Below are 11,775 nucleotides of genomic sequence, written 5' to 3' on the forward strand. Positions count from 1 at the left end.
CATCTGGAAGTAACCGTGAAAAACCCTGCAGAATCAACGACCAACAAAGACCGTATTCCGAATGTGGGGTTCGTCAGCCTGGGCTGCCCGAAAGCCCTGGTCGACTCCGAGCAGATCATCACCCAGCTGCGCGCCGAGGGCTACGCCATCAGCGGCACCTACGACGGCGCGGACCTGGTGGTGGTCAATACCTGCGGCTTCATCGACGAGGCGGTGCAGGAGAGCCTGGACGCCATCGGCGAGGCGCTGACCGAGAACGGCAAGGTCATCGTGACCGGCTGCCTGGGCGCGAAGAAGAACGCCAATGGCGAGGACATGATTACCTCGGTGCATCCCAAGGTGCTGGCCGTGACCGGCCCGCACGCGCTGGGCGAGGTGATGCAGGCGGTGCACGCGCACCTGCCCAAGCCGCACGATCCGTTTACCGACCTGGTGCCGCCGGCCGGCATCAAGCTCACGCCCAAGCATTACGCCTACCTGAAGATCTCCGAGGGCTGCAATCATCGCTGCTCGTTCTGCATCATCCCGTCGATGCGCGGCGACCTGGTGTCGCGCCCGGTGGCGGAGGTCATGCTGGAGGCGGAGAACCTGTTCAAGTCGGGCGTGAAGGAACTGCTGGTGATCTCGCAGGACACCAGCGCCTACGGCGTGGACGTGAAGTACCGCACCGGCTTCTGGGACGGCCGTCCGCTCAAGACGCGCATGACCGAGCTGGTGGCGGCGCTGGGCGAACTGGCGAGCCGCTACGGCGCCTGGGTGCGCCTGCACTATGTGTACCCGTACCCGCACGTGGACGAGATCATTCCGCTGATGTCGCAGGGCCACGTGCTGCCTTACCTGGACGTGCCGCTGCAGCACGCGCACCCGGACGTGCTCAAGCGCATGAAGCGCCCGGCCAATGCCGAGAAAACGATGGACCGCATCCGCGCGTGGCGCGAGATCTGCCCGGAGCTGACCATCCGCAGCACCTTCATCGCCGGCTTCCCCGGCGAGACCGAGGCGGAGTTCCAGACGCTGCTGGACTTCATCGCCGAGGCGGAGCTGGACCGCGTGGGCTGCTTCGCCTATTCGCCGGTGGACGGCGCCACCGCCAACGACCTGCCGGGCGCCTTGCCGGACGAGGTGCGCGAGGAGCGCCGCGCGCGCTTCATGGAGGTGGCGGAGGCAGTCTCGGCGCGCCGCCTGCAGCGCAAGGTGGGGCAGACGCTGCGCGTGCTGGTGGACGAGGTCAACCAGGACGGCGGCATCGGCCGCTCGGCCGCGGATGCGCCGGAGATCGACGGGCTGGTCTATATCGATCCGCCGGCGGGCGCGGGGCAGCGCTACAAGGTCGGCGAGTTCGTCGAGGTCAAGATCACCGGCGCCGACGGCCACGACCTGTGGGGCGAGGTCTGACCCGCCCGGCGAGGCTTAGGTAAAAGTACGGTCGTTCGTTTTGCCCGGCGCGCCGCTATACTGTGCGCTGCAACATCAGCCCAGGAGACACAAGATGACACGTGAAGTGGTGGTGGTGAGCGGCGTCCGGACCGCGATCGGTACCTTCGGCGGCAGCCTGAAGGATTTTTCCCCGACCCAGATGGGCGCCCTGGTCGTGCGCGAGGCCTTGTCCCGCGCGCAGGTCGGCGGCGACGAGGTCGGCCACGTGGTGTTCGGCAACGTCATCCAGACCGAGCCGCGCGACATGTACCTGTCGCGCGTGGCGGCGGTGGAGGGCGGCGTGAGCATCGACGCGCCCGCGCTGACGGTCAACCGCCTGTGCGGCTCGGGCCTGCAGGCCATCGTGAGCGCCGCGCAGACCATCCTGCTGGGCGACACCGACGTGGCCATCGGCGGCGGCGCCGAGAGCATGAGCCGCGCGCCGTACCTGGCGCAGTCGGCCCGCTGGGGCGCGCGCATGGGCGACGCCAAGCTGCTCGACATGATGCTCGGCGCGCTGCACGACCCGTTCCACAGCATCCACATGGGCGTGACGGCGGAGAACGTGGCCAAGGAATACGACATCAGCCGCGGCCAGCAGGACGAGACCGCGCTGGAGTCGCACCGCCGCGCCTCGGCGGCCATCCGCGCCGGCCACTTCAAGGACCAGATCCTGCCGATCACGCTCAAGTCCCGCAAGGGCGACGTGACCTTCGACACCGACGAGCACGTGCGCCACGACGTCACCATCGACGACATGGCCAAGCTCAAGCCGGTCTTCGTCAAGGAAAACGGCACCGTCACCGCGGGCAATGCCTCGGGCCTGAACGACGCCGCCGCGGCCGTGGTGCTGATGGAGCGCGGCGTGGCCGAGAAGCGCGGCCTCAAGCCGCTGGCGCGCCTGGTGTCCTACGCGCACGCCGGCGTGGACCCGAAGACGATGGGCATCGGCCCGGTGCCGGCCACGAAGAAGGCGCTGGCGCGCGCCGGCCTGAGCGTGGCGGACCTCGACGTGATCGAAGCCAACGAAGCGTTCGCCGCGCAGGCCTGCGCCGTGACCAAGGCGCTCGGCCTCGATCCGGCCAAGGTCAACCCGAACGGCTCCGGCATCTCGCTCGGCCACCCGATCGGCGCCACCGGCGCGCTGATCACGGTCAAGGCGCTGTACGAGCTGCAGCGCGTGCAGGGCCGCTATGCGCTGGTGACGATGTGCATCGGCGGCGGCCAGGGCATCGCGGCCATCTTCGAGCGCATCTGAGGCAGCGGCAGTGCGTCGTCCCGCGAACCGATCGTTCCGCGCCCGGCTGCCGCTGGCGGCCGGCGTGGCCGCGGCCATGCTGGCCGGCGCCGCGCTGGCCGCCGGCGGCACCGAGCTGTCCACGGCGCCGCCCGCTGGCGACGGCAAGGGCTTCGGCATCAACCAGGCGATCCGCGACGGCGAGGCGAAGCGCGGCGCGCAGCTTTCCACGGGCGCGCCCCGGCCGCTCGCGCCGCGCCCCGAATACGCGTCGCTGCCGGTCTATGTGGGCACGCTGGGCGACCAGCCGGTGCGCCTGCGCATCGGCCCCAAGCCGGACGAGCGCGACAGCGTGCACGGCGAATACAGCGCGGGCGGCGGCGGCGTGCGCCTGCTGGCCGGCGAATACGAGAACGGCGGCTTCCTGATGGAAGAATCCAGCGACGGCACCCACGTGACCGGCAACTGGGAGGGCGCCATCGACGCCACCGGCGCGGTGCGCGGCAACTGGACCGACCCGGCCAACCCGGCCATCGTGCTGCCTTTCATGATCCGGCCGCTCGGCGTGCTGGTGATCCCGCCGTTCGACATGAGGCCCGGCAGCGGCATCACCTACGCGCCGCCGCCGCCGAAGTCGTCGATCTCCGACCACTAGCCAGCCGGGCGCGGGCGGAGGCGAAGAAGGCACCCCGGGCCAACGCGCGCCGGAATGCTGGTAAGCTCGAATGCTTATCGAGTCATCGCCAGACAAGGAACCATCGTGTCCGACCGCCAGCCGCCGGAGCCCTCCGCTTCTCAGCCCGCTCCCCAACCCGCCTTCCTGCAAACCGTGGCCGTCCAGCCGGAGCTGGACCTCGCGCCCGGCTTCGCCTCGTTCTCGCCGCCCACGCACCGCGGCTCCACCGTGGTCTTCCGCAACCTCGCGGAGCTGCGCGCGCACGGCGACGGCGCCACCACCTACTGGCGCTACGGCCTGCACGCCACGCCCACCAGCGAGGCGCTGTGCCAGCATCTGGCGCTGATCGAGGGCGCGCGCCACACGCTGCTGCTGCCGTCCGGCCTGGCGGCGATCTCGCAGGTGTATTTCGCGCTGGTCAAGTCGGGCGACGACGTGCTGGTGCCCGACAACGTCTACGGCCCCAACCGCGAGCACGGCGAATGGCTGGCGCGCGATTTCGGCGTGTCGGTGCGCTATTACGACCCGATGATCGGCGCCGGCATCGCGGGCCTGATCCGCCAGAACACGAAGCTGATCTGGATGGAGTCGCCCGGCTCGGTGACGATGGAAATCCCCGACACCGAAGCCATCGTGGCCGCGGCGCGCGCGCGCGGCGTGCTCACCGCCATCGACAATACCTGGTCGGCCGGCGTGTATTTCCGGCCGTTCGACAAGGGCATCGACATCTCGGTGCAGGCGCTGACCAAGTACCAGTCGGGCGGCAGCGACGTGCTGATGGGCGCGGTGCTGACCCGCGACGACAAGCTCCACGACCGCATCAGGCGCTCCCGCATGCTGATGGGCTGGGGCGTGTCCGCCGACGACTGCTACCTGGTGCTGCGCTCGCTGCCGAGCATGCCGGTGCGGCTGGCCGCGCACGACCGCGCCGCGCGCGAGGTGGCCGAATGGCTGTGCCGGCGCCCGGAAGTGGCCAAGGTCCTGCACCCGGCGCTGCCCGACTGCCCGGGGCACGAGTTCTGGCGGCGCGACTTCACCGGCGCCAGCGGCCTGTTCTCGATCGTGCTGCGCGAGCGCTACACGCGCGCGCAGGTCGACGCCTTCGTCGAGGCGCTGCGCCTGTTCGCCATCGGCTGGTCCTGGGGTGGCGCGCACAGCCTGGCGGTGCCGTACCACGTGCAGACCATGCGGCCGGCGGGCAGCTGGCCGCCGGCCGGCTGGGAAGGCACGGGCGAGCTGGTGCGCCTGTACATCGGCCTGGAGGACACGCGCGACCTGATCGCCGACCTGCGCGCGGGGATGGAAGCGACGCTGCGCGCCTGAGTCCGGCGCGCATGCGAAAACGGCCCCGCCGAAGCCTCGGCGGGGCCGTTTTTCATGGCGCGCGCGGAAGGCGCCGGCAGCGCGGTCAGAACTGCACGCTGGCGTTGGCCAGGAAGGTGCGCGAGGCGCCCGGCAGCACGAAGCCGTCGTAGGTGGTGGTCCAGAAGCGCTTGTCGGCCACGTTGTTGACGCCGGCGCGCAGCGTCACCGCCTTGCCGGCGACCTTGGTCAGGTAGCGCGCGCCCAGGTCCACGGTGGTGTAGGACGGCACCTTCTGCGTGTTGGCCGAGTTCACGTACATGTCGCCGGTGATCTTGGCACCGGCCGACAGCGTCAGGCCGCGCAGGAACGGCGTGTCGTACTCGACGCGGGCGGTGGCGATGTAGCGCGGCGTGGCGTACACGCGGTTGCCATCGATGGCGGGATCGTCCACGCCGTGCGCCTTGGCGTTGAGCCACATCACGCCGCCCAGCAGCCGCACGTCGCGCGCGATGCGCAGCCAGCCGCTGGTGTCCAGGCCGGTGAAGCGCTGCGTGCCGTCCTGCACGAACACGTTCGCGGTGTTGGTGTACTCGTAGCCGCGGTCCACGCGGAACAGCGCCACGTTGGCGCCCCAGTCGCGGCGCTCGGTCTTGAAGCCGATCTCGTACTGCTTGCTCTTGAGCGGGCCGTAGACGGCCGGGTAGTTGGCGTTGGTGATGCCGGCCGAGCCGCCTTGCTCCAGCGCCTGCACGTAGCTGAAGTAGGCGGTGGAGAAGTCGTCGGTCTTGTACATCAGCGCCACCGTCGGCGAGACCGGGCTGGCCTTGTAGCGCGAGGTGGTCTGGGCCGAGGTGTCGTAGCTGCTCTGGGCGAAGTCCGTGTAGCGCAGGCCGGCCAGCACCGAGAAACGCTGCGTGAACTGGATGGTGTCGCTCAGGTAGAGCGACTTCTGCGTGATCTTGTAGTCGCGGTAGGGCACGTAGTCCTTGCCCACGCCGGCCTGCTCGGGCAGCGGCACCGGGTTGTACAGGTTGCTCTCTCCGAGGTAGATGCCGTTGCCGCCGAGGCCGGAATCCAGCTCGCGCACCTGGGTCTGGTAGCCGACGCCGGCCACCACCTCGTGCTTGATGCCGCCGGTGTCGAACTTGCCCTGCACCATCGCGTCGTAGGCCTGGTAGTAGTAGGCCGTCTTCCAGCGGTACTGCGTGTCGGAGAAATTGCCGGCGGCGTCCTCGACGAACAGGAAGCTGTCCGCGTTCAGGCGGTTCTCGCGCGCGAAACGGTACTTGAAGCTGGCCTTCCAGGCGTCGTTGATGCGGTAGTCCAGGCCGGTGCCCACGGTGGTGGTGTCGGTCTCGTGCGAGGAGTAGGGCTGCACGATGTTGCGCGCGACCTTGCTGGCGCCGGGCACGTCCACGCCGGGCGCGAAGGACATGCCGAAGAGCGTGCCGCTGGTCTTGCGCTTCCAGTACATGACGTCGGCCGACCAGGTCAGGTCCGGCGTGATGCGGAAGTCGGTGGCCAGCGAGAAGACCTGGCGGCGCACGCGCACGTTCGGGTCCACCGAGTTGCCTTCCTCGTTGACGGCATTGATGCGGTAGCCGAAGCGGTCGTCGACGCCGAAGCGGCCGCCGAGGTCGAGCTTCTCGCTCCAGATGTTGTTGGCCTGGTAGCCGAAGGTGAACTGGCGATAGGGCGTGTCGGTGGGGCGCTTGACCACGTAGTTGACGATGCCGCCGGGCGTGCCGAAGCCGTACATGAAGCCGGACAGGCCCTTGAGCAGTTCCACCTGCTCGAACGGCTCCAGCGGCAGCTCGGTATCCCAGGCCACGAAATTCTGGCCGTCCACCTTGGTGCCGTTGAGCGGGTCCACGCGCATGCCGCGCACGGCGAAATACGAATTCTCGGTGCGCGTGTTGTCGCCCAGGATGGATACCGACGGGTCGTACTTGAAGACGTCGTTGGCGGTCTGCGCCATGCGCTCCTGGATCTCCTCGCTGGTGACGCCGACCACGGAGAACGGCGTGTCCACCGGCTTGCGGTCACCCAGCGCGCCGCCGCTCACGCGCTCGACCTTGGCCGGCTCCGCGTCGCGCGAGGCGGACACGGTGGCGGTCGGCAAGGTGGCTTCGGCCTGGGTCTGGGCCTGGGCCTGGGCCAGTGCCGGCAGCGCGGCGAAGGCGACGGTCAGGCCCAGCACCGCGCTGGCGACAGGCGAGAGCCGGAGAGCGGGCGCGCATGCGGCGGCGCACCCTTGCGATGGGCGAAGAGAAGGCATAAGGACGGTTCTTTAGGAAAAGTGAGGCCAGGCCAGCCCGCTGGCGGGCCTGGATGGGTACGACGAAAGCGGATGAAAGGCGGGCGCCGCGGCGCTCAGGACGGCTCGGCCAGCGACGCCGGCACCTTGGCCGCCTTGGCCGCGGTGGCGGGGTCGCCGCGCGCCGGCAGGGCCCACACCGAATGCGGCGGCCCGTTGCGCGCGCGCCGGCGCGTGGCCAGGGCCAGCACGGCAAAGCCGCAGGCCAGCGCCAGCGCGCCGAAGTCGAAACCGGCCACGGCCCAGTGGCCGGCCAGCGCCGCCTGCCACAGGTAGTCGCCGGTCATCGCCGCGTTGACCGCCGGCACCAGCGCGGCGCCGGCCGCGGCGGCCCACAGCAGTTCGATGGCCGCGCGCGCCGGCGCGCGCAGCAGCGCCCAGGCCAGCGCGGCGAAGAATACCGGGAAGTAGTGCCAGCCGGCCGCGCGCCCGGGCCAGACCAGCGCGCCGCAGAAGGCCGCGGCCACGCCGATGCAGCAGCCGATGCACACGCCCACGGTGGCCTGCGCCAGCAGGCGGTGCACGCGCGGCTGATTCACCTGGCGGGTCTTGCGGCGCGACTCGATCCACAGCAGGTTGCCGGAGTAGAACAGGAAGGCGCCGGCCAGCCCGCCAATCAGGTAGACCAGGCGCAGCGCGAGGTCGCCGTAGGTGCCGAAGTGCAGGGCGTAGATGGCGCTGTAGATGGCGTGGTTGGCGTCGCGCCGCCCGGCGGTCTGGTCCGCGAGCACGCGGCCGCTGTCGGGCTGGCCGGCGGCGGCGTGCACGGAGACCGAGCCATAGTTGCCGAGCGCGCGCGCGCTGTTGCCGCGGATCTCGATCAGCGCGCGGGCGTCGCCATAGTGCTGGTAGCGCACCGACAGCGGCGTGAAGCGCGCGCCGGCGCTGGCGCGCGCGGCCTCCATCAGCGTGGCCGCCGGCAGCATCGGCGCCGGCCGGCCCGCCGCCTTCAACTCAGGCGAGGCGGTGGTCAGGCGCGGCAGCGCCTCGAACAGCTTGCCGTCGAAGGCCAGCACGTTGAACGTCGTGATCAGCACCATCGCCAGGCACAGCACGGCGCCGGTGATGGCGAACACGAGATGGAAGGGCAGGCTGAACAGGCCGATCACGTTGTGCGCGTCCATCCAGAAGCGCTTGAGGTTGCGCCCGGGCCGGACCGCGAACAGGTCCGCCTTCAGGCGCGGCAGGTGCAGCAGCACGCCGGACACCAGCGCCAGGCCGTACAGCACCGAGACCGCGCCCATGAAATAGTTGCCCGCCACCGGCACGCCCAGCGTGTAGTGCAGGCTGTCGATGAACGCCGCCAGCTCGCCGTGCTCGGCATCGAGCGAGGTGTCCCCGGGCGTGTTCCGGCCGGCTTCGAGCTTGCCGGAGCTGCTGGTCTGCCAGTTGCCGTCCTGGTCCAGCCAGTAGGCGGTGAACTCGGGCTCGTGCACGGTCGGCAGCGTGACGTAGGCGCTTTCCGCGCTCCTGGGATGCGCCGCCACCAGCGCGCGCATGAAATGGTCCAGCGCGGCGGGATCGGCGCCCTGCGCCGCCGGGCGGTCGGCGAGTGCGCGTCCCGGCGACTGCCACGTGTGCAGTTCCTCGTGGAAGACCGTGATGGCCCCGGCGAAGAAGGCGATGAACAGGGCCCAGCCGGCCATCAGGCCGACCCAGGTATGCAGGGTCTGGTAAAGGCGCAGCGTGGCGGCTTTCATGTGTCGCTCCTGTTGCGCGGGGTCATGCCGCGCCGCCCGCCAGCAGGCGCCAGGCCCACAGCGCGCCGAACGCGGCCGCGTTGCCGGCCGCCAGCCACGACCACGCGGCCAGGCTGCTGCGGAACAGCACCGAGGCGCTGATGATGGCCACCCACAGCGGCAGGCACGCCAGCATGGCGCCGACGGCGCCGCTCTGCCAGCCGCCCGGCAGCCACATCACGGACAGCGCGCACAGCGCCACGGACAGCGGCAGGCCCAGCAGCGTGCCGGCCAGCCACCTGGTGCCCATGCCGGGCCGGGGCTTGCGCGCGCCGCGCAGGCTCGCCGCCGTCATCGGGCGGCTCCCGCCGGTTGCCGCTCCTGGCGCCGGCGCCGCGCATCGAGGCAGGCGCCCGCGAACGGCCACAGCGACAGGCCGGTGCCGACCGTGGCCAGCGTCGCGGCAATGGCGCAGGGCCAGCCCTGCGCCGTGCTCCATGCCCAGGCCGACACGGCGACGGCTACTGCCGCTAGCCGGCACAGCCAGGCGGTGGCGGCGGATGGCAGGGGAGAAAGAAGGCGCTGGTTGGGCGATGCAAGATAAAAACCACAGGCGCCGCCCAACCCAAGCAGCACGGCGAGCACTTGCATGGCGGGTCGGGATTATTCTGGAAAAGACAAATGATAATGATTACGATTTGTACTTGCAAGCCTGGAGAGGGAAATTTGCCCCGCAACGGTGCGTGACAAGGCGCCCTGCGCGCGGGCGGGCAGGGACGATCAGGTGGCGGGACGGAGGGGAAACCCCGGCGGGCGCCGGGGTAGGGCTGGCTGCGCGCGTCCCGGGGCGGGGCGGATCAACGCGCGGAAATCAGTGCGGGAACAGTTGCAGCAAGCCGTCGAGCCCGACGTGGTTGAACGCCACGCTGGCCTGCGCGCGCACCACCGGCTTGGCGCGGAACGCCACCGAGAGGCCGGCCACGGCCATCATCTTGAGATCGTTGGAACCGTCGCCCATGACGATGGCCTGGGCCGGATCGGCGCCGATCTGCGCGCACACCTCGCGCACCGTGCGGGCCTTCACGTCGGCGTTGACGATCTCGCCGAGCACCTGGCCGGTAAGCTTGCCGCCGACGATCTCCAGCGTGTTGGCGCGCGTGAAGTCGAGGCCCAGCCGCGGCTTGAGCTTGTCGGTGAAATGCACGAAGCCGCCCGACACCAGCAGCGTGCGCAGGCCCAGCGCCTGCACGGCCCGCAGCATGTTCTCGGCGCCCGGCGACAGGCGCAGGCGCTCTTCGTAGACGCGCTCCAGCACGCTGGCGTCGAGGCCCTTGAGCAGCGCCACGCGGCGGCGCAGGCTCTCGTTGAAATCGGTGATCTCGCCGCGCATGGCGGCCTCGGTGATGGCCGAGACCTCGGCCTTGAGGCCGCAGAAATCGGCGATCTCGTCGATGCACTCGATGGTGATGAGCGTGGAGTCCATGTCCATCGCCACCAGCCTGAAGTCCGACAGCCTGCGCCCGGCCGGCACGATGGCCCAGTCGATGGCGCGCGGGCCGCAGAAGGCGTCGAGCGCCTCGCGCAGCGCGGGCGTGAGCGGCGCGCAGTCGTCGGCGGTGGCGACCTGGCCGGTGCGCGCGGCCAGTTGCGGCGCCTGGGCCAGGGAACGCAGCGCGTCGAGGTCGGCGGCGCCGATCGGCGCGAGGCTTTGGAGAATCAGGGGCATGGCGTGGATGCGGGCGCGCGCGGCGCGCCGGGTGGCGTTGGATGCGGAATGGCAGGCCGCCGTGGCGGCAAGGACCCGTATTGTAAACCTCCGCGCGCCCGCCGGCCCCACAACCCCGCGGAGCCGATTCCGCTCAGCTCGCGCGCAGGCTGTCGATCACCTTGTGCAGGAACGATTCGCACGCGGCGAGCTGCGCCAGCTCGACGTACTCGTCCGGCTTGTGGGCCTGCTGGATATCGCCGGGGCCGCACACCACGGCCGGGATGCCGGCGCGCTGGAACAGGCCGGCCTCGGTGCCGTAGGCCACCTTGTTGACGTCGCGGTCGGCGGTCAGCGCGCGCACCAGTTGCGTGATGGCTTCCTGCTCGGCCACGTCGAGCGAGGGCGCGGCGGCGATCTTGCTGATGGCCAGGCCCGCGTCGGCATGCTCGGCGCGCATCTTCGGCAGCAGCACGTCGTTGGCGTAGGCCTGGATGCGCGCGAAGATCGCTTCCGGGTCGACCCCGGGCAGGTTGCGGAACTCGAACACGAACTCGCACAGCGCCGGGATGGTGTTGAGCGCGATGCCGCCCTGGATGGTGCCGGTCTGCGCGGTGGTGAACGGCACGTCGAAGGCCTGGTCGTAGGGGCCGTTGGCCTTGAACTCGTCGGCGATGTCGCGGATGAAGCAGATCAGGCGCGCGGCGTATTCGATGGCGTTGACGCCTCTGGGCGTGAGCGACGAATGCGCGGCCTGGCCCTTGACGCAGCAGCGGTAGGCGTTGATGCCCTTGTGCGCGACGATCACGCGCATGCTGGTGGGCTCGCCCACGATGCAGCCGGCCGGGCGCACGCCGCGCTCGCGCAGCTCGGCCAGCAGGTAGGGCGCGCCCATGCAGCCGATTTCCTCGTCGAACGACAGCGCGTAGTGCACCGGCTCGCGCAGCTTGGCCTGCAGGATGGTGGGCAGCAGCGCCAGGCTGGTGCCGATGAAGCCCTTCATGTCGCAGGTGCCGCGGCCGTACAGGCGGCCGTCGCGCATCACCGGCTTGAACGGGTCGGTGGTCCAGTTCTGGCCGTCCACCGGCACCACGTCGGTGTGGCCGGACAGCACGATGCCGCCGTCGGTGGCGCCGTTGGCGGCGGGCACGGTGACGAACAGGTTGGCCTTGTCGTTCTGCGGGTTGTAGCTCAGGTGCGGACGCAGGCCCTTGGCGAGGAAATGGTCGCGTACCGTCTCGATCAGGCCGAGGTTGGAATGGCGGCTGGTGGTGTCGTAGCTGACCAGGCGCTGGATCCAGTCGAGGGCGCTGCCGCGGGGGGCGGCGTCGGCAGGCTTGCTGAGGGTGTCGGCTTGCATGGCGGGGTGCCTTTGGTATGGCTTTGGATAAGGTGTCAAGCGGGTGATGCTACACCGCGCGCGGACCGGGGTCCATGCGT

At 70.3% G+C, this 11,775-nt stretch carries 10 protein-coding genes; 4 read left to right on the forward strand and 6 right to left on the reverse strand.

All coding sequences use genetic code 11. The annotated features are described in order from the left end of the window. Positions 1-15 precede the first annotated feature (15 nt). The 4 genes from rimO to ACWTPI_RS08635 all read left to right on the forward strand — a co-directional run bounded on the left by rimO (position 16) and on the right by ACWTPI_RS08635 (position 4,652). Positions 16-1,395 carry a 30S ribosomal protein S12 methylthiotransferase RimO gene (gene rimO / locus ACWTPI_RS08620; protein WP_052165781.1) on the forward strand — a complete coding sequence of 460 codons (1,380 nt, stop codon included), beginning with the start codon at positions 16-18 and terminating at the stop codon, positions 1,393-1,395. A 94-nt stretch (positions 1,396-1,489) separates the two neighbouring features. Next, positions 1,490-2,674 (forward strand): beta-ketothiolase BktB, encoded by a 1,185-nt coding sequence (gene bktB / locus ACWTPI_RS08625; RefSeq protein WP_059413077.1) that lies wholly within the window; start codon positions 1,490-1,492, stop codon positions 2,672-2,674. 76 nt (positions 2,675-2,750) lie between these two features. Continuing rightward, positions 2,751-3,308, forward strand: a complete 558-nt coding sequence (locus ACWTPI_RS08630; protein WP_052165784.1) for a hypothetical protein — start codon at positions 2,751-2,753, stop codon at positions 3,306-3,308. Between the two features lie 105 nt (positions 3,309-3,413). Next, complete coding sequence (locus ACWTPI_RS08635; protein ID WP_029043232.1) at positions 3,414-4,652, forward strand: cystathionine beta-lyase; 1,239 nt, start codon at positions 3,414-3,416, stop codon at positions 4,650-4,652. 85 nt (positions 4,653-4,737) lie between these two features. On the opposite strand, the gene ACWTPI_RS08640 is transcribed toward ACWTPI_RS08635, so the two are convergent. From ACWTPI_RS08640 to argE, 6 genes are all read right to left on the reverse strand, one after another. Next, positions 4,738-6,912 carry a TonB-dependent siderophore receptor gene (locus ACWTPI_RS08640; RefSeq protein ID WP_454731425.1) on the reverse strand — a complete coding sequence of 725 codons (2,175 nt, stop codon included), beginning with the start codon at positions 6,910-6,912 and terminating at the stop codon, positions 4,738-4,740. Between the two features lie 95 nt (positions 6,913-7,007). Next, entirely contained in the window at positions 7,008-8,651 is a 1,644-nt protein-coding gene (locus ACWTPI_RS08645; RefSeq protein ID WP_454731426.1) for a PepSY-associated TM helix domain-containing protein, read from the reverse strand. Positions 8,652-8,673: 22 nt separating this feature from the next. After that, positions 8,674-8,985 (reverse strand): hypothetical protein, encoded by a 312-nt coding sequence (locus ACWTPI_RS08650; protein ID WP_020201237.1) that lies wholly within the window; start codon positions 8,983-8,985, stop codon positions 8,674-8,676. Continuing rightward, positions 8,982-9,281 carry a hypothetical protein gene (locus ACWTPI_RS08655; protein ID WP_081651315.1) on the reverse strand — a complete coding sequence of 100 codons (300 nt, stop codon included), beginning with the start codon at positions 9,279-9,281 and terminating at the stop codon, positions 8,982-8,984. Before ACWTPI_RS08655 ends, ACWTPI_RS08650 begins: the two co-directional genes overlap by 4 nt. Positions 9,282-9,501: 220 nt before the next feature. Then, entirely contained in the window at positions 9,502-10,356 is an 855-nt protein-coding gene (gene serB, locus ACWTPI_RS08660; protein WP_020201238.1) for a phosphoserine phosphatase SerB, read from the reverse strand. A gap of 133 nt (positions 10,357-10,489) precedes the next feature. After that, complete coding sequence (gene argE, locus ACWTPI_RS08665; RefSeq protein ID WP_454731427.1) at positions 10,490-11,695, reverse strand: acetylornithine deacetylase; 1,206 nt, start codon at positions 11,693-11,695, stop codon at positions 10,490-10,492. Positions 11,696-11,775: the final 80 nt, after the last annotated feature.

The sequence above is a fragment of the Cupriavidus ulmosensis genome (genome assembly GCF_977008105.1).

What these genes read in the sequence shown, in the direction of transcription:
- bktB (WP_059413077.1), top strand. Translation starts at nt 1,490, where the DNA reads ATGACACGTGAAGTGGTGGTGGTGAGCGGCGTCCGGACCGCGATCGGT.
- ACWTPI_RS08630 (WP_052165784.1), top strand. Translation starts at nt 2,751, where the DNA reads ATGCTGGCCGGCGCCGCGCTGGCCGCCGGCGGCACCGAGCTGTCCACG.
- ACWTPI_RS08640 (WP_454731425.1), bottom strand. Translation starts at nt 6,912, where the DNA reads ATGCCTTCTCTTCGCCCATCGCAAGGGTGCGCCGCCGCATGCGCGCCC.
- ACWTPI_RS08645 (WP_454731426.1), bottom strand. Translation starts at nt 8,651, where the DNA reads ATGAAAGCCGCCACGCTGCGCCTTTACCAGACCCTGCATACCTGGGTC.
- ACWTPI_RS08650 (WP_020201237.1), bottom strand. Translation starts at nt 8,985, where the DNA reads ATGACGGCGGCGAGCCTGCGCGGCGCGCGCAAGCCCCGGCCCGGCATG.
- ACWTPI_RS08655 (WP_081651315.1), bottom strand. Translation starts at nt 9,281, where the DNA reads ATGCAAGTGCTCGCCGTGCTGCTTGGGTTGGGCGGCGCCTGTGGTTTT.
- serB (WP_020201238.1), bottom strand. Translation starts at nt 10,356, where the DNA reads ATGCCCCTGATTCTCCAAAGCCTCGCGCCGATCGGCGCCGCCGACCTC.
- argE (WP_454731427.1), bottom strand. Translation starts at nt 11,695, where the DNA reads ATGCAAGCCGACACCCTCAGCAAGCCTGCCGACGCCGCCCCCCGCGGC.